Raw genomic sequence first — 23,119 nt, 5'->3', positions numbered from 1 at the left:
GGGCAGGGGAGTCCGCTTCGCGCACTCTCTCAGCAACCGGCAAGCCGGTTGCGCTGCGGGTCACGATGGCCTGATGGGTCTCGTCTCAGCGTGCTGGACGGTCTGCTTTGAGTCGGGGGTTCGGGGGTGCCGCGCACTTCTGTGTACGAGTTGACGGATTTGTTCCTGAGGGGGGTTCTTGTGTGTTGCGTTTCTGTTGCACAGTTGTGCTCTGCCTGGTGTTCGGGTGATATGTGTAGGTTTCGTAACTGTCACAGGTACTATGTCGGTGAGGTGATCATCATGACCAAGCGGATCGTGTACTACGCCGACATCGCGCGGATGCTCGACGTCAAGCCGTCTTCAGTTCGGCACTATCGGTATCGGCAGGATCCCGACGTCGTGTTCCCGGATCCTGTGACCCCACCTGAATCCCGAACTCCCGGATGGGATGAGGACGACATTGTGGCGTGGATTCGCTTGCGCGGTTTGCGGGGCACGGGGAGGCCTCCTCGCGTCACTGAAGTCGGGACTGACCATGGCTAGACGTCGGCCCGTCCCTGAGCTCAAGGGGACGTATCTGAGTGCCTTCCTGGCATGGGTGCATGACGCCCGGAGTAGCGACGGGCGGCTCAACGCTGAGCTCGTCGCAGCGGGTGAGGGTGTCTCTGCTCAGACCGTTCGACGTTGGGTCCGTGAGGGGTTCCCGGTCGACCGATCGCCGGCCTTGTGGCGCGAAGTGGGGATGCCGCTATCGGTGTTGGAGGAGCAGGAGCGCAAGGCGCGGCAAGCGGTTGAAGTCGCGAGAGCTTTCCATCGGGATGAGCTCGCACCGAACGTTGGGTGGACCGAGAACGGGTGGCTCGAGCCTCACTGGGTGGAGCTCGTCGAACTCGACGGCCGGAGTCATCTCTGCCTGGCTCGTGTGACTCGCGCCAGCGCTGAGTATCGAACGCGATCGACGATGTACGGCGCTCGGACTCTCGATGAGCTGCTGGTCCCGAACCGATTCATCGCCGACGCCATGAAGCATGACGTCCTGGACCGCGTAGGCCCCTGGAGAGTGCGTGTGCAGCCTGGCTTCATTGCTCGAGGCTCCACGGAAGCGTGGCTCCCTGGTGCGCCACTGCCGGCTCTGAAGACGGTGCGGCGCTCTCTCGCGGCCAGGGGTGTCGCACGACAAGCTCGGACCTCCTGGGATTAGGAGTCTGACGTGTGCTGAAGGTCGTCGGCGAAGGTCACAACTAGGTTGGCGCGCCCGCGGAATTTGGTTGAGGTCGAGCGGATTGCGTCGATGGAGTCGAGTTGAGTGCTTGGGCTGCGGTCACGAACGTGCACGGTGACAGTGCAGGTGCTGTCAGAGCCGCAGAGCACGGTGAACCTGATGCCTAGGGGTGTCGGGAGAGCGTCTTCGAAGGTGTCGCGGATCTCGCTCTCGAGCAGGCCTTGATCTCTCATCTCGAGGTCTTCGACACGAAGCAGCCTGGACGTGAGGGCACGGAAATAGGCGTCCTCGTAACTGTGGCGGAGCTTTGTGGGCAGAGCCGCACGGGCGTATCTGTCCAGCACGACAAAGGTCGACGCGGTAGTTCCTAGGCCGTCGGGGTACCGGAGAGTGCTGTCATGTGGTGGCAGCTTGGATGCCATTCGCTCCACGCAAGACGAGTCGACTGCGCATTCGTGGGTTCCGACGCCGTGCGGCCTGAACTGACGGAGTCCGTTCCGGTGGCAATAGACGCACTCGTAGGTCTGCACAGGGGCTAGCTCCAGGTGAGGTTGTTCGGCTTGTCGTTGGTGCCGATGCCGATGTTGTTGATTTCCGCGAAGCTGAAGTCGCTGGGGTATCCCCGGCGTTCGAGGTGGTCGAGGATCTCTTGCTGTGCTGCCTGGTCGCCGCCGCGTGCCCAGGCGTCGACGAGCTTGTTGTACTCGTTCCAGTCCATGTCAACGACGGTGGTGCGTTTACGGACGTAGGCGCCCTGCAACATGCCGGGGCTCTTCGATGGCGGCCCCTGGAGTGCGTCGACGGCGATACGGACCTTGTTGCGGCCGGTGTTCTGCAGCTGCGTCTGCGAGGCGCGCAGGGCGGCTGCTCGCCCTTGTGCGGTGGTCGCGATCTTCCGAACGCGGCCGCTGAGGCTGTGGAGCACATCGGGCTTCGGCTTGGACTTCTGCGAGATCCAGCGGCGCACGGTGCTCGGCGCTCGCCCGAACGCTGCTGCTGCTGCCTTCGTGTCGACGCCGGAGGGGTTCTTGGCGGAGGGGAAGAGCGTGTGCAGCATCTCGGAGGGCGTCGCGTGGTCGTCGGTGTTCAGGGCCTTGTTGCCGGTGAAGGCGTGCAGGAACTTGTTGCGGGTCGAGACGCCCAGCTGGCGGGCTTGTTCCCGTTCGCGACGTTCGACCATTGCAGTGCCGGCGGTGGTGCGGGCTCGGCTCGCTCGTCGGCTGGCCTTGCGGGCGATGTCGTCGGGTGCTTGTTGGGTGCCGTTGAGCCAGCGGCGGACGCTGGTGGGGCTGCGTCCGTAGGCTTTGGCTACGGCGTTGACGTCGACGCCGAATTTGCTTCGGTCGTCGTTGTCGGGGAACGCCTGGCGGAGATTGTCGTCGAATGAGTGCTTCATGCTCGACCTACTTCAGGTACTTCATGGCGTCTTTGCCTCGGAAGGCTGCGCCGGTGAGGTGCGGGAGGACGTCGGCGAGGTTGCCGGTGAGCTCGGGCTTGTACTGCCCGAGGCCGCGGCCGAGTTTGTTCGTCTCGCCTGGCCAGGCTTCGAGGGGGTCGGCGACGTCGCTCGTGTAGAGGATCAGGTCCTTGTCGATCGCGACGGGCCACCGGCCCTGCTCGGTGCCGATCTTGTTCACGAGGCGGAGGATGTTGACGCTCGCCTGGTCCTGGATCATGTGGAATCGCTCGGGCGCGAAGTTCTTCTTGCCGACGCGGAACGTGGTGGAGTCCATCATCCCGAACGAGCGGACGTAAAGCTCCTTGAGGACCTTGCGCGCGGCCTGGTCGTTGGGGTTGACCGTGTCGAGGCTGGTCCGGGCGTCGCGGACGCGGTTCACCCACTGCTCGAGGAAGCGCTTGTGCTCCGTCCAGACCCACGCTTCGTGGATCTCGATATCGGTGTAGCCGCACTCGATCGCGTATCGCAGGCGAGGCGTGGTGACCCACAGATCCTGCCCTGCCGGCGTCGAGCCGGGGTTGGAGGTGATGGGGTTGGGAGCGAGCCATTCCTCGTGCTCAGGGGCCGTGATTCGCCAGTAGCCGGGGAGTGGCTTCTTCGGGTCGAAGGTGGGGGCGTCGCGGTGCTCGGCTGCCCCGATACCGAAGCTGAGGCCGCCGGCGGCTGCGAGGTAGGAACCTCCCCGGTCGTAGCCGTGAACGTAGGTGTGGTTGAGCTCGGCGTCGGTGAGCTGTCGCGTCCAGTGCAGGTCGCGATCGAGCGGGAACGTGTGCGGCTCGATGTGCGGGGTGGGAGCGAAGAGGCGATCGCTGTCCCGGGAGCGTCGACGCGTGGCGTCCATGAGGTTGAAGGCCGTCGACGTCGCGCTGACCGTGTACGGGTATCGCAGTGCGTCGGCGAAGGCCTGCAGGCGGTTTGCGAGATCCCCGGGTGTTGGGTTGTCGGCGACGAAGTGTGCGTCGTCCCCGAGCAGCGGGGCGATGGTGATGATGGCGCCGTGCTCGTTGTCGCGCTTGACGCGGGTCGTCGCGGAGAGCGAGCTGGCGTTGATGATCCAGCCGTCGAGCTGCGCGTCGGTGATGATCGGATGATCCTGCGTGAGCTCCTTGAGCGCGTTGCTGAGCTGGTAACGGACAGGGGGTAGTTGCTCGAGCGGGATCCCGAGCTCGATCGCGGCCTCTCGGGTGAGCCAGATCTGTCCCCACTCGCGTCGGCTGCGCTTCGAACCATCGGCGAGTGTCCATTCCTCGGTGAGCGTGCCGAGCTTGAAATCGATGGTGAGCTGGGCGATATCTCCGAGGTGGCGGATGGGCTGCTCGAGCAGGATCGGGGCTGCTCCAGGGATGTAGAGCTGGTGGCCGGCGTCGAGTACCGCTGCGGCCGCGCGGAACGACGTCGTGGGTGCCTGCGACGCCACGGAACGGGTGACGTGCTGCTCTGGAGCTGCCTTCGCTGCCGGCTGCTCCGCGACTGCGTGAGCTGCCGCAGCTGGGGTCTCCACGGGTGCAGCGGTCGCCGGCACTTCGACCTCGATCAGCTGTGGCTGTTCGACTGGTGCTTCTGGCGTGAAGTCCTCGTCGATCGCGGGGATCCCCGGCTCCGGGGTGAGGGGTGTGGGTGGCAAGGAGTCGTCCGGGAGTTCGTCGGGGTCTTCGCCGAGGAGCACCTCGAGGGGCAGGTCCCAGACGCGAGCGACCGCGCCGTTGATGCGTCGGACTGTGGCGCTCTTGCCGGCGCTGTCGGGGCTGATCCAGCCGTGTCCTCGGAGTGCTGAGGAGACGGAGACAGCAGTTTCTGCGAACGTTTCCTGGGCGCCTCGGGCCACGGATTTCGCGACGGAGAGTGCGACGGTGGGGAACAGGTAGAGACGGTCTCCCTTGATGACGCCGACGCGGTTGGAGCTGGTGGGTACGATCGCGTCCGGGCTCATTGGGCCGCCGGTCTGGCGGTGGGTCCAGCCGAGCGCTAGATGCTCCTCGGGCGGTGATCCGTCCGGGTTCGCGATGTAGCAGCCACCGGAGGAGAGTCCTTCGCGGATGAGGCGTAGTAGTTGGTGGCCGGCGTCGCCGAGCTCAGCGGGCTGCAGCGCGACAGCCTGGACGATGCCTTCCACGGCCCAGTCGTTGACCGCGTTCGCTTCATCGAAGGTGAGTGCGCCGCGTTCGACGAGCATTTGCAGCATGAGACCGATGCCGTGGTGCGCGGCGGCAGCGCCTTCGACGAGACGTCCACGGAGTCCATCGTCGAAGGGGAGGCGACCGATGCGGCTCACCCATCCTTGGAGACGCGCGTCTTCTTTCGGGGACTCTTGTTCCTCGCGCTGCTGTTCAGAAATGCGGTCGTGGTTCTCGGCGAGCCATTCGATGAGGCTGGCGCCGAGGAGGCCGCGGGACTCGCGGCAGTGTTTGGTTTCGAGGCGTGCGAAGAGCTCGCCGGTGTTCTTGTAGGTGCCGAGGTCGATGGGGATGGACATGATGCGGGTGTTCGCAGAGCCCGTGGTTGTGAGCTCGCCCGTGGTGATGACGGTTGAGCGGATCTCATCGTCCTGGCGAATGCCGCCCTTTTGTCCGCCGACGAGGCGGCTTTGTCCGTTGTAGAGCAGGCGAGCGATCTCGGCGAGTTTCTGCTCAGCGGCCGCGGGGTCTCCGTCGGGGGCGAGGTCGTCGACGAGCACGGGGACATCGCGCAGTGCGGAGAGTGCCCGGCTGATGCCGATGAAGCTGCTCCCCCGGTTCGCGGCGCTCATGATGGCCCGGTGGGTCTTCTGGCGGTGGTTGAGCTCTGGCGCTACGAACTGCATGCCGAGGCGCGCGGTGCTGGTCTTCGCGGAGCCGCGGCCGCCGTAGAGATGGGTGACGAGCGGTGCCGGTTCCCACACGCTTTCCCAGATCGTGCCGAGGAGCGGCGCGAAGATACGGGCGGGAAGTTCGGTGAGCGGTACAGCGCCGTCGAGCCAAGCTTGGCGCAGCTGCAGAGCATCCCGTGATGGTGCCGGCAGCTGGTAGTGCTGACCGAACTTTCCAGGGAGTTCGACGGCGACGCCGAGCTCTCCTCCGCGGGCAATTGCATCGCTACCGTGGACGTAGACCCGGCCGGTGTCCGTTTGGCGCCACCCGGTGGCTGTGTAGACGGGCTTGCGGTACGCGGGCGCCTGACGGGCGTTGTGGATCGCGTCCCAGGCTGTGTCTTTCCCTCGACGGCTTGTCGATTCGAGCATCGCTGGCCACGGTAGGGCGTTGACCCATGAGCCGTCGCGGATTTGGTCGGCATCCCAGGAGACGCGGGCAGTTTCGATGATGTGTGCGCCGTCGTCGCCGAACATCGGAAGGCCGGCGTCGTCGCGCTGCCAGCGGTGGAAGTTCACGGTGACGCGGTGAGTGCTGCGGGCTGAGGTTTGCTCGAGGCCGTCGTCTTCGACGTAGACGGACTCGATCTCAGCCCACCCGCGGATGACGCGGTGGTAGCGCTTGCGCCAGGTGTCGCCGTTGCGCTCGAGCTTGATGAGCACGGTTTCCCCACCTCGCACGATGTAGTCGGTGCCGATGTTCGGGTCGTCGAGGAATTCACTGATTCGAGGAACGTCTGCGCCCTCTGCGGGCTTGTCGTCCGTGGCTGGTACGAGCACGGCGAGGTGTCGCTTCTCCACGGCATCGGGCACGTTGAGGTTGGCGAGCTGGAACACCTCTCGCACGGTCTGCGCTGCTTCGCGAACGACATCGGTGTGCCGCTCGAGGGCATCGGCCCCGAGTTTTCCGACTCGGACGGCAGGCGCAGCGGGGTCTGAGACGCGTTCGAGGAGGCGTTCGCTCTCCTCTGCCCAGCGCTGCACGAGGGCTGGCTCGCCTCGTTCGAGGCGGGCGTGAGCCTCATCGCGGCATTCGTGGATCTGCTCGAGAGTGCCTGCTGCAGTCGCTGCTGCAGCTAGTGCTCGGGCATCGTCGATGGATACGGGGAGGAGCTGGTTGATCGAGTAGCCGGCGGCCAGGTGGTCGGAAAGATCGGCCTTGGCGTCTGTCGGGACAGGGGCGAGGATCTGCGTGGTGCAGCCGCGCTTCGTGAGTTCGCCGTGGAGCTCGACTGCTCGCGTCCAGCCGGCCTTGTCACGGTCAGCTGCGATCGCGACCGAGGCGCCGCTGAGCTGGTCGAGCAGTTCGGTGGGGAAGCTCAACGCGCCTTGTGCGTTGGTGGTTGCGCAGACGCCCTGTTCGGCGGCGTTGTCGGCGTCTTTCTCCCCCTCGACGATCCAGATGATCTGCCCGGTCTTGAGGGCGTGATCTACCTCTGGAGCACGGTAGAAGACCGGCTCGAAGCCCGCGGGCTTGCGTTGCACCATGCGACCGGTGGAGTCGTTGACGTAGCGCTGTTTGAAGCGCTTGTGGTGGTTTCCGTCATGGTCTGCTTCTTCGCGCACGACTTCTTGCACCAGCGTCGCTTGGGCGTCGGTGTAGGCGTAGGTGGCGGTCTCTTGCCATGCCGAGGCTGGCGGATCCGCGGTGATGGTGCGGCAGAGGCGCGCCGGGATTGGGGCGAGCTTCTTGCGGGGTGTGCTGCGTTTTTTGTTGCGGGGGCGGTCTTCGCGTGCCGGCAGTGGGGCGTCGAAGAGGTCCTGTGCGGTGAGGCCGATGGCGTCGGCGATGTCGTCGAAGCGGGCTTTGCAGGTGAAGCAGTTGACGAGAGTGCGGCCGCCGGATTGGTCGTACGTCACGGACAGGGAGGCGTTGCTGTCGCCATGGACTGGGCACAGGGCGATGAAGTTGTTGGAGCGTCCTTTGGGGCGGCAGTCGTGTGCCTCGAGAGCGCGACGTACGCGCTCGATCGAGGTCTCGGATGCGCCGAACGGGGCGATGGTCATGCGACCACCACCGTGTTCACAGCGGCAACACACCACAGAAGTGGGTGCAGATACGCCGCTAGCGCGTTACCATTCACTGCAAGAGATCCTTTCCAGATCTTCAACTTCTTTCCCAAGAACGTTGTCCGCCTCGTCCTGGTTGCCAGACCAGAGCCGAGGTACCCGCTTCAACTCCGCCAAGAGCTGTAGCGAGAAATCTTCGAGATCGCCCCGGACCTGCCAGTCCTAGGGGCGATCTTCTTTTTGTTACGCCGCCATGGTGTCCTTCCGTATGACCTCATCGAGGTTGTCGATCTCGAGCACAGGCAGGGTGCCGTCGGCTTCCTGGCGGGCGAGGACCTCGAGGAGTTTTGCGAGGTAGAGGTTCGTGGACATGTTGCTGCGGGCTGCGCCGTCGGCGAGCAGGTCGCGAGTTTCTTCGGGCACGCGGGACTGAACGGGGACCGTGGGACCAGTGGTCCGGTACCGGACATTGCCGCCTTTAGTGGCGATCTCTCGCATACGCATGAGCACATCTTGTCGCTGGACGTAGAACTGCATGCACACATTTGGGCGTGTCGCCCGGATCCGCCATCGGTGCTGGAGCTGCGCTCAGAGGTCATGTCTGGGTAGTGCCCCGTCGATGACTGAATTTGGACAACTCGCCTGAAGAAAATTGCTCGACAACACCGACGTTTGCACCCTTGGTGCACATGAAGGGCTGTTGCTGGAAAGGTGTATCAGGGCTCAAGGTGACCCGAAATGCGTTAAAGACCTGGTCCGAGGCTATTTACGCCTTCGTGAGGTCGAATCCTGGTATTTGCTAAAAAGTCCTGATCAGCGGCAAGTTATGCACCGTAACACCGTTACACCGTCGTTTTCCTCCTGGATGGGGCGGTCGACATTCGGGGAAGCCACGCGTGGTCTGAGGTACAACCTGGGTTGCGAGTGGGATCATCTGGCCATGGCAGAGCGCGGAACGCAGGTGGCGGAGTGGTGGCGTAGTGGTGTTGAGCCTCTTTTGAGCTTGCCGACAGAGATGGTGGCGCCAGTGCTGGGGGCGGCTTGGTTTGGGGTCTTCACTCCGATGTCACTCCCCATGCACATCGTGGGGCCGTCCTACACCGGGAAGACGTCGCTGGGAAAGATTGCGACGCAGTTCGCGACGGATCACCCGCTGCTGGGCCCGGCCGCCTCTGCTTGGGGAGCTCCCGACCTTGGGAGCACCTGGGTTGGCCTCCGCCGTGCCATTGATGCTGCTGAACGGGGCACATTCTTCATTGACGACGTCGTGTCCTCGGCTGGACAGTCTGCAAGCGTTGGCAGGCTCGACAAGATCGCAGCGCATGTGCTGGGGAGGTCTGATGGCGGGCCGGATAGAGGCTTGACCGGTGGGCCGCTGTCTACAGTCCTGACTGCTTCGATCTACGGACACTCCGCGAGGATGTCGCCGTCGGTGTATCGAGTGGAGTCCCACTTTGTGGAAGTGCCGTTGGTGGTGTCACGAGTGATGAAAGGGCGAACGGGGACAGAGGCGCGATGTCAGCTGGGGCGTGTCTACCGAGACTGGATCTCGGAGGCTCAGAACGTGGACTCGGAGCACCGGAGGTTCACGGAGGAGGCATTCGACCGCATCGTCAGTCGTGCAGGTTCCAGGGGTCGCCCACTCAGGTTGCAGGTTCGCGCCCGAGTGGACGCTGCGTTCGGTCTTCATCTCATGGGCAAAATGCTGGCTGAAAAGGGGGTTCCTCTCGGCGTTGGCTTGGGGTCGCTCATGGAGTCGCTTCGCCAGGATGTGGAGTTCATGCTGCCCAGGTGGGAAGACGAAATCGTTGACGTTGATACCGAGTTCGATGCTCGGGTTGATGAGGCTGGTGCGACCCCTGCGTCCGATAGTGCGGTGCCGGTGGGAAACACCGGCACCGCCGAACGTGCGAGCAAGGCAACGTCACGACCGAAGGTTGCAAAGCGTGATGTGGGTGCCGACCTGCGCGCCGCGGTGAGTGAGCTGGTCAGTGAGTTCCCTGTAGCTCAGGGCGCTGTGCTGCGCGTGGGTGGACGCGTCATCGGGGGATTCCGTGGCGACAAGCTCCTTGTCGTCCCCCGAGAAGCTCACGCTTTGCTGTCGCGCCGATCGCAGAGGTATGGCCGACTTTCCGTAGCTCGTCTGGGGGAAGAGCTCGAGCAAGCGGGTCTCATTTCACCGGGCCCTGACGGGAAACGAAGCCAAGTACATCGGGTCGACGGTGCCCCCCGGCGTGTGTGGGTGGTCCACGAGTGATGGGGGCCTCAAAGTGTGATTACACGGGAATGTGCTTCAAAACACACGTTCAACGTATGCTTTGAAGCATGGACACATTCGGCGCACTGCGCGCGATCAGTGAGCTCACTTCAGAACAGTGGGGGCTCCTGACGTCTGCGCAGGCAATCTCTCGCGGCGTTTCGCGTGCGCAGCTGCTGCGGATGGCAGACGCCGGCCTGCTTGAGCGCCTGCAGCACGGCGTCTATCGCCTGACCGGGGCGCCGCGCGCGGAGAACGAGCACCTCTGCGCCCTGTGGATGGGACTCGACGCGAGCGCGGCGCCGGAAGGGCGAACCCTGCGGCCTTCGGATGGGGCGGTGGTGTTCGGAGGAGTTGTGGCGGCGAGCCTGCACGAGGTCGGGGATCTCACCGTTCACGAGTACGAGCTCGTGACTCCAGTTCGACGCCAGAGTCGCCAGGCGTCTGTGCGCTTCCGCATCGAGCAGCTCTCCGACACGGAGGTTACGACGGTCAAGGGGCTCCCCGTGCTGACGATTCCCCGCCTGGTGCGGGATCTCGTGCAGGGCGCCTACCCGGTCGATCTCTCCCTGGTGGGAGACCTCGTCGTCGACGCGCTGCGAGACGGGAAGACATCGACTTTCGAGCTGGAAGCTGCCTACGCGAACTTCGAACCGACGACCCGGGCGGCTCTCGAGGGGTACGTGCAGGAGCAGCTGCGGGCGCCGCAGTATGTCTGACCGTCGCTACGGTGATGCGCGCGCCGTGGTGAGCGCCATGGGTGCGATCGCGAAGAACGATGATGCCTGGCCGACGCCGAGGACTGTGCAGGAGCGGCAGTTGACGCTGCTGCAGCACCGTCTCCTGACTCGAGTCTTCGCCGACGGTCAGCAGTCGGGGTGGATGCTCAAGGGTGGGTTCGGGATCCTGGCCAGGGTTCCGGATGGACGTTTCTCGACCGACGTCGACGTGCAGCGCTCTGGTGGTGACGTTCCCGCGGCGATCGCGGATCTCCAGCGCCTTGCGGCTACTGACGCGGATGATCACGTGCGGTTCGTGCTCAAGAAACGGCATGCGCTCGTGGGCGGTGAGAGTGGCGCATCGCTCTCGTTCGAGTGCTACATCGGGCAGCAGCGCCGCGGCGTGCTCAGCATGGATGTCGTAGTCAGCCCAGAGCCGGTCGGCCGCGTCGACGTGCTGCCGGCCGCGAACGTTCCTTCTCGGCCATTCCTGTCGACGGTGCCGTACCGGATGTATCCGGTTACCGATCAGATCGCGGACAAGATCTGCGCGACGGTGCGCCGATACGGCGATGAAGGGCTGGCGTCGACGCGAGCGAAAGACCTCGTCGACCTGGTCGTGCTCACGCGCACGCAGCAGTTCGACGCCGACGAGCTCCGGCTCGCGATCAACACGGGGCTCTACAGACGGGGGCTCTCCCCCATCAGCGAGCTCACGGTGCCCGCGACGTGGGAGCAGCGATACCGCGAGCTGGCGGCCGGTGTGCCGCACTGCCGCGGGGTGGCGTCCGTCGATGCGGCAGTGAGCGAGGTCAACGACTGCCTCGTTCCCGTGCTTCGTGGAGAGGCGACGGGGCGCTGGAACTCGACCGAGGGGTGGGGTGCTGACCAGCACGCCCAGGTTGACACGGCAGTTGAGGTTGACCAGTTGGATGGGGTGAGCGGCCCGGTCTCTGCAGGTGCGGGCGGCCAGGTCTGGATCCAGCCCCATACTCGCAATGGCGTTGAGGTCAGCGGGCACTGGCGTCAACGGAGGTAGCGACCGGTGGGCTGGGTTGCCTATGGCGAAGCTCGGATGTCGGTCACTTTGAAGCCGGCTTGTTCCACGGCTCGAGTGATGCTTTCGACAGCGTCGGCGCGCGATTCGGCACGGCGGCTGACGTCGAGCACGCCGATGCCGTTCTCAATACCGGGGGCGGCGTCGTCGAAGCCCGCTTCGAAAAGGTGGTCGTACTCGGCCTCGTCGATGGCTCGATCGAGATGAATGAAGAGGTTGAAGGTCTGCATGTTCGGGCTCGTCTCGCGGAGGTTTATGTGCCGGGTGGGATGTAGGAAACGATGGGTTCTGGTCCGCGGGTGTAGTCGAACTTGAGGTGAGCTCGGCTCTCGACCTCGTTAAGAACCTGGGAAGTCTTGATATCGCCTCGCTCCCACAAGGTGAGGACGAGCATCGCGTTCCCGACAATGCTCGGAGTCTGGGCGGTTGGCTCTTGAACGATGGCGAGCATTGCGTTGAGGATGTCGAGGACTGGCTGCTCGTCGGGCGTGAGTCGAATAGTCAGTTGGTTGAATGCGGCGCCGTATCGGGCTTGGGCTGCGCCCACTGAGCCATCTCTGGTCGCTTTCGCCTGCCGCATATTCAAGAGCTCGGCGAGGGCGGTCATGAGCCAGTCTCGACGTTCCAGCCTCTCTTGGTCCTGCTGGCGCCGGCGTCTGTCAAGGTGGTCCCGTAGCCACGGCACAAGTACGGTTCCGATCAGCGTGACTCCCGCGCCGACGAGAACCCCGTAAAACCCCAGTGCATCATCCATGGGACGAGGGTAGGTGCTGCCACCGACAAGTCATCTTCCTGCTGAGGTGTTCGGTTTTTCGGAGCAAGAGTTAGGCCGATTGGGAGAGCGATATCCGCGCGCACCCTTGAGCGGTCGCTGGTGTGGACTCGATGACTCTCCACTCGCTGTCGGGCGGCAGGAGTACCTGGCCAATGGAATTCTTGAGTAGAGGCTCTGTAGCAGTCAGGCCGGTTAGTTCTTTGCTCCTGTGCGCGGGATCCGGGATGCATATTCCCCGGCGGACCTCGAGCACCAGCATCACGGGATCGCATACCTTCCCGAGGAGCGAGTCTTGTCCGTCGAAGCAGGCTGCGATGTCTTCGAGTGGTGTGGCGAACCCGTATCCGGTGTCCACGAGGGGCTGAACATCCAGTGGGATGCCGTCCCGGAGGTGCGCGCTGAGTCCCCAGAAATCGACTGGTTGATACTCGTCCTGGAGGGGTAGGCCGATTCCTCGGTAGAGGCGTACTGGTTCATCGAGCAGTAGCTCGGCGTCCAAGTCTGTGAACATCTCACGTGCGTCGGTGTCGAACTCTTTCAGTGTTCCGTACCCGTAGTAGTCCAAGAGTGCGCCAGTGACGTGTTCGAGTGACTCGCCTCGACGTAGCCGCGCGTTGAGGGGGTAGACGTCGGAGCTCACCATCACGTTGATGGTGGCGAGCCACGTGCTTGCTCTGCCCAGGAGCTGACGCTCACCGTTGCGTGACACTGCCACTTCGGCTGCTTCTGTCGGGGTGACTGGGACGTGCGCCGCCATGGCGTCTTCGACCGTCCTACGCTTTCGACGTTCCTGCAAGTGGTCCCACTGTTTCTGTTGTTCTTGCCACCAGGGTTTGGTGTCAAGCCCAGGGCTGTCGTCGTCGCGACGCGCTATCAGTGTTTCATCCAGCTGTTTCTGCAGTACGTCGCACCGCAGCTGCGTGCTCGCCCGAAAGTGGATGGCCCAGCGGAAATGTCGCTCGTTTGTGCATGGCCTGGGAATGCAAACCGCCCGCGTGCTGTCTAGTCGTTGGTTGGCCATCGAGGTCGCTCCTTCGTGTCCGTACGTGTGTGGGTCCGGGTGCTTCTTACTTCGCGCCCTCAACATTTGGGGTCGGAAGGTTTGGGGTGGAGACGTTCGCCTGAGGTCTCCATGCTCACTGTGGGCGGCGAGGTTTTCGGTGGTGATACTTGGTTTGGCTCGCTGCTGGGATTCCACGCTCTCGTGATGACGCGACGGTCGTGCTTGAGGTGAAGAGGACAATGAGTGCTTGGGTTGGTGGTCCTTGGAGAAGTGCCCTGCGAGCGGGATCGAAGCGATGGTGGGGAGCCAACGCGGGGAGAGCCTTGCGCGGTTGGCGGGCTGGCCTGAACTCCACCGCACATTCGCAAAGGCATCCAGGTCGGGGTGGGGCAGCAGCGAAAGTTGTCAATGCTCGACCGCAGGCCTTCCTGTTGAGGTTGTCACCGCGGATCCTCTACTGCTCGGACGTTGTTGTCATGGACGGGAATGGTGGTTCTGCATCATTCAAGGGGCTCAAGCTGCGCCAGTTCGTCGAACGTTGTACCTCGAGTTCAAGGGAGAGGAGCCCAAATGCTGACGGGTGCCCGATCATCTGCTCGAACGGCAGGAGCCAATCCATGACCTGGCGGAGCGTCGTGCCGGCAGGCAATTGCGTGAGTGGAAGCACCTTTGATCCGTTGCGTCTTAGTGCTTCACACAGGTAGAGCTCGCCTGTCGATTCGTGCCAGCTGAGCCGATGCTCAAGTGGTTGTCCCGGAATCCTCCACCGGTAACCGAAGTCGGCACCAGCAAGTTCAATTCGGTCCTCGGCGATGAGATTCTGCTGTGTGGTGTCCAGGCGCTTCCACGCCGTGGGGGGTTCTCCATAGGAGTGATCTGAGTGCAGATAGGCGACGCGTGCGGGGTCTTGAGAGCACCACTCCTTCACCGAAATGAACGCGTGGGCGGGGGGCTGAAACTGCTTGGCGTAACTGTCGAGCCAACGGTCGAAGGCGACGTGATCCGCACGGAGGTCGAGATCTTGCTGCGCCCATTCCGCCCACGCGGCCGCCTTGGGTAGCCAGGCGCGGGCGCGGCTGAGGTCGCTGCGCGCTGTGCTCTCCTCCTGTTGTGCCAGACGCGTCAATGCCAGGTGTTCAGCGGTGACTTCGCGCGTCTGGCGCGCGCGCCGCGAAGCGAAAAACCACCGGGCTAGCGAGGCAGGCGTGAACGAGTCAATTGGCGGGTCCATGGACGCACGAGCAGAGCGCAGGTACTTCTCCTTGTGTGACGCCGTGCCCGCCTCGAGCTTGTCGACGATGGTTGGTAGCTGGAGGAGGGCCGCGTAGGCCTGGCCAAGTTCATCTTCGGGTGGCTCAGCGAGAAGATGAAGCGCCTCGAGTTCCAGAGGTCCGGGTCGGTCGGGTTCGCTGTCGCGTCGCTTGTCGGCAGGCTTCGCCCAGGGCCAGATCTCGTCTGGATTCCAAAATGGTTGCCGCCCCACATGGGTGACTGCGCGAGGTGCTCGACCCTTGCTTGCGTAGCTCCGGAAAGTGCTGTCAGTGAGATCGAGGCCGCCGGAATGGGCGATGGCGATAGCGCCGTAGATCGACACTGGTTGTGTGCTCACAGTTCTCCTCCTGTCACTGGAAACTAGAGCGCCTAGATTCCCGATGGAATGTCAACGCTACAGTTTCTGGCCAGACGTAGTCCTGAGAGTTGTCAACCGTCTCTACGTTTGCTGAACTGCCGCAATGCTCTGCCCAGCGCCCCACGCGTTCTTCTCGCGTGTTGGGGGCCGCCGATACAGCGCGGTCATGACTCTCGACATCGCGAAGCTCAACGAAATCGCCCAGAACCTCGGTGATCTCGGCACCTTGCTCGGTAAGCGGCGCACCTCCGCAGATCCGGAGCTGTGGCGGGAGCTCGGAGCAGCGTTCGGCGGGATATCCGAAGCCATCAGCGAACTCACTGCGGCCGCCCCTGCTCAACGAGCGGGTGCCGGCTGCGCTCAGGGCCTGGCTCCGGGGGCTGTGCACGCCGACCGGCAAGAATCGTCCTGAGATGAGCGGTGTCCTGCTCCACCAGGCGCTCGTAGCGGAGCTCCGTGAGTGTGTAGTCGAGGAAGCCCGCTGCGCGCGCAGACGCGAGCTGGCGATGCTCTTCCGGGGTCCCTGGTTCGGGCCCCCCGATCAGAAACGTATGGCCAGAATCCATCGCTCGCCGTCGTTCTTCAGGTCGTAGAGCTCGGGCTCTTCTTCAGCTCCGTCACGGACCGCGGCGACTCGCCAAAACTCGTCGTCGACGCGGTGCATCGAAGTTCGATCGTTCGTCCACCACGGGGCTCGCCGCTTGTAGAACAGCTGGGGTGTGTCGACGATTCGGTAGGCGAAGCGTTGCCACCAGAAGACGTGAGGGGCTTCGTCGACGAGTTCGACGGAGATCTCCTCGTTGATGGTGGTGGTCATGTGGCTCATCCTGCATCGGCCCACCGACATTCCGGTGGGTGAGGTTGAGCAGGTCAGGCCGAGTCGGGTCGGGTAACCACGGAGACGCGCAGGGGGAGTTCGCTCGTGTTCGCTTCTGCTGCCGTGTCCGAGAATTCCTCGAGGGCTCCGAGGATGGCGTTGCGTGCCTGCGCGGCGCTGAGTCCTCCCGTGCCGGCGCCGATGAGGGGCATGAGGAGCGTGGTGGCGCCGTGCTCGCTCGCGCACAGTACGGCGTTGCGGGTCGATTCGCCGACGCTGGGCTCGCTCGCTTTCCAGGTCCATTCCAGGCCAGCAACGTGGATGAGCGTCTGGGTGTTGGTCCAGTGTCCGCTCGAGGTCGCGACTGCGGCACCGAGTGGCAGCGTGCCAGCCCGGGCGAGCTGCTTCCAGGGTTCGCTTCCGGTGAGCCGCTTGAGGTGGCCGCTGATCCCCTGCGGGAACAGCAGCCGGCGTGGGACGAAGTTCCGATTCCACGGGTTGACGAACGCGTCTGCTGTCATCGAGAAGATGTCGCCGGTGACCTGGTGCACGGAAACCAGCGGGGTTCGACGGGAGAGAGTGTTCAAGGGCGCTCCTGATGCTGGGATGAGTTCAAACGAGTGGCGCAAGGTGAATGGTCAAGGCCACGGCGGCCGCCCCGGCAACCAGGTACGGGCCGAACGGCATATGGGTGTCCCGGCGTGGCCGAATCACTCGCAACAGAGCGTGCGGGAAGCCTAGAAGGAACGCGGCGATGAGGGCCGCGAGGAGCGTCGGCCAGCCGAAGGCGGGAACGATCGCGGCACCGATGAGCGCGGCAAGCTTCACGTCGCCGAGGCCCATGCCGCCGATGAAAGCGAGTGCGAAGAAGACGGCACCGGCGGCCGCGGCTCCAGCGGTGCCGAGGGCGAGCATCATGCCAGCTGAGTCGGGTGCGATCGCGAACGCGTAGCTCGTGAGCAGGGCCGTGAGGGTGGGGATGGTGAGGCGGTCAGGGATGCGGCGTTGGCGCCCGTCGATGACGGCGATGGCTATGCCGACTCCGGCGAGGCCCGCCCAGCGCAGTGCCCACTGCGTGGAGTTCTCGCCGAGGATCCCCGCGAGGAGGGTGAGTGCGGCCGTGGCGATGCCGGCCGCTGCGCTCCACGTCCAGACGCCGCGGCGACGCGCCTGCAGCGATTCGGGGGCTGCAGGCGCGACGCGCAGATCGGTGCGGGTCATGGGTCAGTGCTTCAGGAGCTCGCGGCCGCGGATGATGAGCTCCTGCGTTTCTGGCTCGGGCTCGTAGCCGTCCTCGATGTCGTCGAGGTTCGTCTGCAGCTGCGTGACGATGCGCTCGAATCCGTCGGCGTCGCCGGCGCGCTGCTCCGCGAGGAGCGCATCGCGCCAGTTGATCTCGTTGAGCGATCCGATGCTGCGTGCCCGTGCGGCCACTTCGCGAGCCTGTGCGATTTCGTCGGCGGCGAGGTGTCGTTGGAAGAGCACGTGTCCGAGGTCGTCGATGGTCGCGAGCATGTCCATGCGGACGGTCTCAGCCCACGCGTAGCGGCGGTCGGGGACGTCCGCGAATGGTTTGCCCTGGACGAGCTCGAACGCGGCCTGGAGGCGCGCTGTGGGCGTCTCAGCGATGTTCTCGCCGATCAGCTGTTGGAGTACCTGCCAGTCGGAGGTGACGTCTTCGTGGAGTCGGTACGCGTTGACGGTGGCACGTGGGAGGTAGGGGTCTCCGTTAGGCGTGGACCCGAGGATCTTCCGAGCTCGAGCGGTTTGTGAGTTGCGAGTGTTGGAGGCCGTGGACCCATCGGCCGGGCTTCCTGGCCAGAGGGCGTCGTGGATCTCCACGGACGTCGCGACAGGCCTGGTGCAGAGGAACGCGATGAGCTCGTGGGCTCGCGCGATCGCTCCTCGGTTCAGCTTCCCTGTCTTTGCGTTGACGGGTTCTTCCCCCTTCGCGTTGTGGAGGCGGACGGGGCCGAGTAGCTGCATCCACGGCTGAGTCTTGAGAGATGCGAGGAGCTGCGCGGCCGCCTCGTCGAGTGGTTGCTCTTCGGTGGCGATCCGCTGCGGTGGTGCGACTGGCGCCGGAGCTGCTTCTGGGGTGGCGACGGGCGTTCCCGTGGTGCCGACGCGGGGCACGATATCGCGGATGATCTGGTCCCACGCGTCCTGCGGGGCTTCCTCGGCTGGCTCGAGCTCGGGCGCCGCGATAGCGGCGGGAACGGTGAGGAGCGCGTCGCTGTGCTCGTCCAGGTGCTTCGCCCATGCGGGACCGTCGACGGCGTCTGCCTCGGTGGCCTGGATCAGGTTCAGGATCCGCTCGTAGTCCTCACGGCTGAGGACCTGGGGCTTGAGCTCGATGCTGCCCTGGTCCCCGGGGAGGGTGAGTTGGGAGCTCGTCGAGTTCGCGACGTCGAACCGCCACTCCCCTGCCAGCTGTCCTTTGGCGACGGCGGCGATACCGACGCGAGGCAGTTGCGTGACGAGCTCCGTCAGGCGCGCCTGGTGTTCGTCGCTGAGTTCGTCGCCGAGGATCACGATCTCCGGAACCCATGCGTCCGCGTCGGGGTTGAGGCCGCGGGCCTGGTCGATGCTCTCGACGCCGAGCTCGTGCAGGGTCGCGAGGGTCGATGTCGCCTGCCCCTCGAGGTTGCGGATCAACGTGGCGACGTCGTCGACGTGGCGCACTCGACCGGTCTGAAGCTGCACGGGGAGTCCTCGAGCGAGGCCGACGAGCGTGATCTGCAGGTCTTCGGCCCAGCGGGAGGTTGCGAGCTCCACTGTGAGAGCCGTGAGTGCCCCATGTGCGAGCTCGTCGTCATCGCTGTGGATGTTGAGTGCACCGAGGCGTTCGAGATCCACGAGCAGGTGAGCGTCCGTGGTGTCCTGACCGAGCGTGACGAGGGCTGGGTAGGGAGCGGCCGGCGTGCGGTCCAGAGTGATCTCGCTCGGGTCAACGGTCCACGCCATCGAGTCCTCAGACACGGGACGGAACGGGGCCGGCAACTCCAAGGGGGTCTCGAGGTAGAGCGCGATCTCTTCGGGTGCGAGGCGGAGGGCGTAGATGGATGGCAGCTCGCCGTCGCCGTCCTGCGCCCAGACGGCGAGTGCGCGAAGTGCCCGGTCGACGTCGTCGAGGGTGTGCGGGGCCGCGGTCGCGCGCAGCTCCCGTTCGATCTGCTCGTCTTCACCGGTTGGCATGGCGATGCGCTGGCCGATTCTGCGGCGACGCAGCTGCATGAGGCGCCGCGCGCCGAGCCAGCTCACGAGTCCGGCCGCGAGGAGTCCGCCGATGCCGCCGACGACCTGCAGGATGTTGTCCTCCTCGTCGACGTCTTCCTCGACCTGCGTCGGGATCTCTGCGTCGGCTGTCGTTGCTGTCGAGGCCGACGCGGTTGGGGAAGGTGCAGGCGCCGTCGTGGCAGGGTTCGCAGGCGCTGCTGGTGCCACTGGGGCGGGTGCGGGCGTTTCTACCGGTGCTGCTACCTCGGGCGTGGATGGAGTGGCCTGCTCTGGTGCTGCCTGGGGTCCGCTCTGCTGAGCGTTGGATGCCGTCGGCATCGTGAGGGTCGTGCCGGCTGAGATCTCGTTCGCGTCGATGATCCCGGATGCCGCGGCGATCTCGGGGTAGCGGTCCCCGTTGCCCAGGTAGGTTTCCGCGACTTGGTAGAGCGTCCGGCCTTCCTGCAGCTGGACGCTGTCCGGGGTGGTTGCCGCTGTTGCCGCGTCGGCGGGCAGTTCGATCTCCCAGCCGGAGGAGAGCCAGAGGTCTGCGCCGAGCGCTCGTCCGTCAGCTTGTGGGACGCCGATGTTGAGCTGCGCGATCTCCATATAACGCTCGCCCTGACCGAGGTGCGTCTGGGCGAGGCTCCAGAGAGAGTCGCCGTAGCTCACCGTCACCACTGGTCCCCGCCGCGCCTCTTGCTCCGCTGCGGGTGCGGCTTCGTCGTCCTGGTTCGTCTTCGTAGGTGCTTCATCTGCCGCCTGCTGGTAGCTCGACACTGATTGCACCTGAGGTGCGACGTCGGCCATGGCTGGGCCCGCGATCGCGGTGCCACCGATCATGATGGCGATCGCCGAGAGCAGCGTCGACGCCAACGCTCGTCCGGGGTTGAACGCCCCGGACGAGCGGCGAGCGGATCGAGGCTGCAGACGGCCCTCACGGACCATGCTGATCGCCTCGACGACCACCGAGAACGCGAAGTACGCCCACGCCGCCCACCCGACGAGCGGCAGCAACGTACCCATGAGCAGCTGCCCGCCGTAGTCCGGCCTGGTGGCCGCCATCAGCGTTCCCATCAGGCCATCGGGGAACGGGTTACCGGCGAGCAGGATCAGCGCGACGGGAATCCCGACGAGCAGACCCAACAGGACGACGAGGGAAGCCAGTCCGGAGGTGAGACGACGAAGCATGAGCGGTCCTCGCTAGATGTTCACGGCCTGGAGCTCGAGGATCTCGATCTCAGTCGTGGTGGTTGTGCTGGTTGGGATGACGCCGCCGGCGCCGGCCGTGGTCGACCAGGTGACGGACCAGTTGCTGGTCGCGGTCACGGCGTACTTTCCGCCTGGCTGGCTGGCGCTGGTCTTCGTGTAGACGTGACCGCAGGAGGGCGACTCGACCACGCCGTAGGACTCGTAGTAGGCGTTGCCGGCACCACAAGTCACGGTTGATCCGTCGCCCATCGTCCAGGTGACGGAGGTCACGTTCGCGTTGGCGGTGATGGCGTGCCCGCCGATCGCTGCGGAGGCCGTATAGGTGCCCCAGTTGAGTGGTGTCTGTGTTGAAGCCCACATCCAGATCGGAACGCCGACGTAGCTACGTCGGTGACCCCATTCAGGGTTGCTTTCCGGCACCATGCCCATGTCGACCGGCTGCAGGTTGAACGAGTTCACGAGCTGCTGTGCGGCCTCGGCCGGTGTCATGGTCGGGACTGCAGGAGCAGCCGGTCCGCCGCCCCCTCCGCCGCCTTCGCCAGCGACTTCGATACATGTGCCGGCTCCACCGTCGCGGGCGGGTAGGAAGTTGCCTCCGCACGTGGCAGCGGTGCCGTCGAATGGAACGGCGGGTGCTCCCCCGCCGTTTCCGTCAATGCCGATGGAAGTTCCGGCTGCATAGGCCGGAGTAGCAATGCCGACGAGGCTGAGGAGGAGAGCTCCGATGGTTGCTGTTCGGATGATCGTGCGACGGGATTCCTTAGTTAGCATGTCGTCACCGGTTCGTCGGTCCCGCCGCCGGTGAGAACCCAGCGACCGTCGGAAGGTGAGTAAACGAGCACAGAGGTGACTCGCACTCGTTGTGGGTCCGTGAAGGGTTCAATTTCGCCTGAGGCGCGGACAATGCTGACTCGGGAGTAGTCGGCGCAGCCCTTGAGGTTGACCAGTCCGAATGGGACTGACTGGCCGGATCCTTGATCGACCGTGTCTTGGGTGTACGTTGCCGAACGGTCCACCTCGAAGCTCGAATCTCCCTCGATGTGGGCGCCAAGATCTTTCAGTGTCGCTGCGTTCTCCAGCGCCTTGTCGAGAGGGTCACCTGCTGCGAGGGCGCCGAGGTCCGCGGAAGCGGAAGGGTTCGCGTAGAGGGCCCAGACCAGATCGTCGAAGGTCGCATCCGCTGTTGAGGCGAAACTGATTGCTTCTTCTGCGGAGCTGGGGGCCTCAGTGACATAGGGATCCGCGGTGATCGCTTCTGCAGTGGGTGTTGCTGTCTCGGTCGACGTCGCTGCTGACGTCGATGGCGTGTCAGTCGGCGTGGTCTCTGACGCTGGGCTGCAGCCCGCGAGGGCGATGGTGGCGAGGATGCCGCACCCCGCGGCGATGGTGGTGAGTTTCTTCATGGGCTTCTTTCTGGCTCAGCCGGTCGGGCCGTCGATGAGTTGTGCGGTTGCTTGTCCGTCGACGGGCAGATGTGTGATGCCGATGAGGCTGAGGAACCTCGTCGCGTAGGTGGTGCTTGTCGTGACGGTCACGGTGAACCCGTCGACGGCTACGGTTCCTTCCATGCCGCTGGCGGCGATGTAGCCGCTCGCGGCCTCCTGGGCCTTGTAGCTGTCGACCGAGAGTGTCTGGCCGACCATCGTGGTCCCGCTGATCGAGTTCGCTGCGGCGCGAGCCGCGGAGGCTGCTGTCTGTTGTGCGTTCGTGGCTGCTTGTACCTTGCCGCCACCGTCGACGACGAGGCCAATGATGAGGACGAGGGAGACGACCGTGAGGACCAGAAACAGGGCGGTGGAGCCTCGCTCGTTCTCGGCCTGGTTGAGGTTGCGGAACATGGCTAGTCATTCCTCTCTCGGTACGCGTCGACGGGGCTATTGGCTGTCGCGGTGAGGGTTCGTGTTCCTCCGAGGCCTGGGAGCGCGATGTCGCTCATGCTGACCGTGCAATTGATCGTCGCGGACACGACGCCGGTCTCACCTAGTTGCGCTCCGAGCCCTGAGTCGTTGATCGAGACCGAAAGTGCGTCGCACGCGTATCCGGACTGGGACAGCGTGAGCTGAGCGGTCTCGGTCGCGTTCATCTGTGCTTCGAATCCGCTGCGCGAGAGGGAGGCCTCACGGGCCGCGGACGCGGCTGCGGATTCAACTGCGTTGCCGGCGACGGTGAGTCGGGCTCCGGCGATGAGGAAAGCGACGATCAGGATCAGGATTGGTCCAGCGACGGCGAACTCGACAGCGAGAGAGCCTCGCTCGCTGCCGAGTTCGCCGTTGCGTGCTCGTCTGAAACCGAACATCATTCGACCCACCGTTCGACTGGCCCCGTGATGGAGCGCTCAACATGCAACGGAATCCACGGCAGGATGCTCGGCGCCTCCCCGGTCACGGTCACGTCGATGTCTGTTGCCGTCCGGGTGACGTTGACGTTGGCGTGAGCCAGTGCTTCCCCTCCGCTGTTGGCCGCGTCCAAGCCAGCGGAAATGCCGTCGCTGACGGTGCCGTTGAGCTGTCGCGTCTGTTCGTACGCGGTCTGTGCGGCCGCCTGCGCGATGTTTCCGGCGTGCATGAATGCTGCTCCCTGGATGATCGCGAAGATGATGACGAGGAGCGCGGGGAGCACCATGATGGCCTCCACGCTGTAGGAGCCGCGTTCCCCCTCTCTTGGGGTGCGCATCGGGCTATCCGGGGAGCTCGGCGATCTGGCCCTGCACGAATGCGGTGATGGCCGCGATGACGATGCCGGCGATGACGAGTGCGCCTACGACGATGAAGATCCATTCGACAGCGGAAGCGCCCTGCTCGGGCGCGCGAGTGATCGTGCGGATGCGAGTACGGATGGTGCTGAGCATGTGAAGCCCCCTTGGTGAAGTGTGCTGGTATTCCATCTAGGTAGTGGCTGACTTGCCCCACAGT

At 64.6% G+C, this 23,119-nt stretch carries 22 protein-coding genes; 4 read left to right on the top strand and 18 right to left on the bottom strand.

The features are described from left to right. Nucleotides 1-1,179: 1,179 nt before the first annotated feature. The 4 genes from C5E05_RS19460 to C5E05_RS19445 all read right to left on the bottom strand — a co-directional run bounded on the left by C5E05_RS19460 (nt 1,180) and on the right by C5E05_RS19445 (nt 7,941). On the bottom strand, nt 1,180-1,626 hold the full coding sequence (locus C5E05_RS19460) for a hypothetical protein (RefSeq protein WP_146081206.1): 447 nt from the start codon (nt 1,624-1,626) through the stop codon (nt 1,180-1,182). Nucleotides 1,627-1,739: 113 nt separating this feature from the next. After that, on the bottom strand, nt 1,740-2,600 hold the full coding sequence (locus C5E05_RS19455) for a hypothetical protein (RefSeq protein ID WP_104342888.1): 861 nt from the start codon (nt 2,598-2,600) through the stop codon (nt 1,740-1,742). Between the two features lie 7 nt (nt 2,601-2,607). After that, entirely contained in the window at nt 2,608-7,515 is a 4,908-nt protein-coding gene (locus C5E05_RS19450; protein ID WP_104342887.1) for a telomere-associated protein, read from the bottom strand. Nucleotides 7,516-7,761: 246 nt separating this feature from the next. Then, a complete protein-coding gene (locus C5E05_RS19445) occupies nt 7,762-7,941 on the bottom strand; it encodes a hypothetical protein (RefSeq protein WP_104342886.1) in 180 nt (59 codons plus the stop codon). Between the two features lie 517 nt (nt 7,942-8,458). On the opposite strand from C5E05_RS19445, the gene C5E05_RS19950 reads away from it, so the two are divergent. The 3 genes from C5E05_RS19950 (at nt 8,459) to C5E05_RS19430 (ending at nt 11,533) form a co-directional block, all read left to right on the top strand. Then, complete coding sequence (locus C5E05_RS19950; RefSeq protein WP_146081205.1) at nt 8,459-9,775, top strand: hypothetical protein; 1,317 nt, start codon at nt 8,459-8,461, stop codon at nt 9,773-9,775. A 68-nt stretch (nt 9,776-9,843) separates the two neighbouring features. Further along, nucleotides 9,844-10,494 carry a type IV toxin-antitoxin system AbiEi family antitoxin domain-containing protein gene (locus C5E05_RS19435; RefSeq protein ID WP_104342884.1) on the top strand — a complete coding sequence of 217 codons (651 nt, stop codon included), beginning with the start codon at nt 9,844-9,846 and terminating at the stop codon, nt 10,492-10,494. Continuing rightward, on the top strand, nt 10,487-11,533 hold the full coding sequence (locus tag C5E05_RS19430; protein WP_104342883.1) for a nucleotidyl transferase AbiEii/AbiGii toxin family protein: 1,047 nt from the start codon (nt 10,487-10,489) through the stop codon (nt 11,531-11,533). The genes C5E05_RS19435 and C5E05_RS19430 overlap by 8 nt, the downstream gene beginning before the upstream one ends. A 20-nt stretch (nt 11,534-11,553) precedes the next feature. Here C5E05_RS19430 and C5E05_RS19425 read toward each other — a convergent pair whose 3' ends face one another. From C5E05_RS19425 to C5E05_RS19410, 4 genes are all read right to left on the bottom strand, one after another. Continuing rightward, complete coding sequence (locus tag C5E05_RS19425; RefSeq protein WP_104342882.1) at nt 11,554-11,781, bottom strand: hypothetical protein; 228 nt, start codon at nt 11,779-11,781, stop codon at nt 11,554-11,556. Nucleotides 11,782-11,804: 23 nt separating this feature from the next. After that, complete coding sequence (locus tag C5E05_RS19420) at nt 11,805-12,305, bottom strand: hypothetical protein (protein WP_104342881.1); 501 nt, start codon at nt 12,303-12,305, stop codon at nt 11,805-11,807. 70 nt (nt 12,306-12,375) lie between these two features. Next, a complete protein-coding gene (locus C5E05_RS19415; protein ID WP_104342880.1) occupies nt 12,376-13,347 on the bottom strand; it encodes a hypothetical protein in 972 nt (323 codons plus the stop codon). A gap of 436 nt (nt 13,348-13,783) precedes the next feature. After that, on the bottom strand, nt 13,784-14,938 hold the full coding sequence (locus tag C5E05_RS19410; RefSeq protein ID WP_146081204.1) for a hypothetical protein: 1,155 nt from the start codon (nt 14,936-14,938) through the stop codon (nt 13,784-13,786). A 187-nt stretch (nt 14,939-15,125) separates the two neighbouring features. Between C5E05_RS19410 and C5E05_RS19405 the strand changes: the two genes are divergently transcribed. Next, a complete protein-coding gene (locus tag C5E05_RS19405; protein ID WP_104342878.1) occupies nt 15,126-15,371 on the top strand; it encodes a hypothetical protein in 246 nt (81 codons plus the stop codon). Between the two features lie 129 nt (nt 15,372-15,500). Here the strand turns inward: C5E05_RS19405 and C5E05_RS19400 are convergent, their stop codons facing one another. The 10 genes from C5E05_RS19400 to C5E05_RS20310 all read right to left on the bottom strand — a co-directional run bounded on the left by C5E05_RS19400 (nt 15,501) and on the right by C5E05_RS20310 (nt 23,055). Beyond that, nucleotides 15,501-15,776, bottom strand: a complete 276-nt coding sequence (locus C5E05_RS19400; RefSeq protein WP_104342877.1) for a hypothetical protein — start codon at nt 15,774-15,776, stop codon at nt 15,501-15,503. A 53-nt stretch (nt 15,777-15,829) separates the two neighbouring features. Next, nucleotides 15,830-16,363 (bottom strand): macro domain-containing protein, encoded by a 534-nt coding sequence (locus C5E05_RS19395; protein WP_146081203.1) that lies wholly within the window; start codon nt 16,361-16,363, stop codon nt 15,830-15,832. A 25-nt stretch (nt 16,364-16,388) separates the two neighbouring features. After that, the gene (locus C5E05_RS19390) at nt 16,389-16,997 is read right to left on the bottom strand and encodes an A24 family peptidase (protein WP_104342875.1); all 609 of its coding nucleotides are present in this window, start codon (nt 16,995-16,997) and stop codon (nt 16,389-16,391) included. 3 nt (nt 16,998-17,000) lie between these two features. Beyond that, nucleotides 17,001-20,186 (bottom strand): bacterial transcriptional activator domain-containing protein, encoded by a 3,186-nt coding sequence (locus C5E05_RS19945; RefSeq protein ID WP_146081202.1) that lies wholly within the window; start codon nt 20,184-20,186, stop codon nt 17,001-17,003. 12 nt (nt 20,187-20,198) lie between these two features. After that, nucleotides 20,199-20,696 (bottom strand): hypothetical protein, encoded by a 498-nt coding sequence (locus tag C5E05_RS19370; protein WP_104342871.1) that lies wholly within the window; start codon nt 20,694-20,696, stop codon nt 20,199-20,201. Nucleotides 20,697-20,971: 275 nt separating this feature from the next. Further along, complete coding sequence (locus tag C5E05_RS19365) at nt 20,972-21,610, bottom strand: hypothetical protein (RefSeq protein WP_104342870.1); 639 nt, start codon at nt 21,608-21,610, stop codon at nt 20,972-20,974. Between the two features lie 15 nt (nt 21,611-21,625). Continuing rightward, entirely contained in the window at nt 21,626-22,045 is a 420-nt protein-coding gene (locus C5E05_RS19360; RefSeq protein ID WP_104342869.1) for a pilus assembly protein TadG-related protein, read from the bottom strand. Nucleotides 22,046-22,047: 2 nt separating this feature from the next. Continuing rightward, nucleotides 22,048-22,506 carry a TadE/TadG family type IV pilus assembly protein gene (locus tag C5E05_RS19355; RefSeq protein WP_258064928.1) on the bottom strand — a complete coding sequence of 153 codons (459 nt, stop codon included), beginning with the start codon at nt 22,504-22,506 and terminating at the stop codon, nt 22,048-22,050. After that, nucleotides 22,503-22,880: a TadE/TadG family type IV pilus assembly protein gene (locus C5E05_RS19350; RefSeq protein WP_104342868.1), complete on the bottom strand. Its 378-nt coding sequence runs from the start codon at nt 22,878-22,880 to the stop codon at nt 22,503-22,505. Before C5E05_RS19350 ends, C5E05_RS19355 begins: the two co-directional genes overlap by 4 nt. Before the next feature lie 4 nt (nt 22,881-22,884). Beyond that, on the bottom strand, nt 22,885-23,055 hold the full coding sequence (locus C5E05_RS20310; RefSeq protein WP_181059761.1) for a hypothetical protein: 171 nt from the start codon (nt 23,053-23,055) through the stop codon (nt 22,885-22,887). Nucleotides 23,056-23,119: the final 64 nt, after the last annotated feature.

The organism is Pseudoclavibacter sp. AY1H1 (genome assembly GCF_002931055.1).
In the GTDB taxonomy this organism is placed as follows: domain Bacteria; phylum Actinomycetota; class Actinomycetes; order Actinomycetales; family Microbacteriaceae; genus Pseudoclavibacter.
This window is presented reverse-complemented; position numbering and strand designations above follow the sequence as displayed.